The 523-nt window shown below is 40.3% G+C and carries 1 pseudogene; it reads left to right on the top strand.

Features of this window, described 5'->3' with window-relative positions:
- Window positions 1–523 (top strand): annotated as a pseudogene (locus ACFIO5_RS10000) (Ti-type conjugative transfer system protein TraG); the annotation flags it as partial.

The following is a 523-nucleotide window of genomic DNA, read 5'->3' as shown; positions in this document are numbered from 1 at the left end:
GTGCTTTAACGATATTTCTTGTTCCTCATATGTTGTCATTTGTGATAAATGATCTGAAAACCAACCAAATCTATTGGTATGTCCGTTCAGAACCCTTATTAACGCTGATGCTGGTTGCTGCTGTATCATTATTTTATACTCTCTCACAAAAGCTGCACTTGCGCAAAGCGATCACATTCGTCTCAACGGCCTTTTTTTGCATCACTGCTCTTTACTATATCGGCAGTGAAATAAAACGCTTAAATCCCTATGTTGGACAACAGGGGATAACCTGGGGCTATGCTTTAAAATTCATGGATCCGATGGTTGTTTTCGGCGTCATTTTAGGCTTTGTTCTTTTAGCAATCCAAGTCATAATCACCTCTCCACGCACGAGCAATGTCAAACGTGCCAAAAAAGGAATTTTTGGTGACGCCGCATGGATGAATTTAAAAGAAGCGGCAAGAATTTTTCCCTCCAATGGCCAAATTGTTATTGGCGAAAGATACCGTGTTGATCAAGATAATGTTCGCAACATTCCCTT

This window comes from Bartonella sp. AA86SXKL, from assembly GCF_042196885.1.
This window is presented reverse-complemented; position numbering and strand designations above follow the sequence as displayed.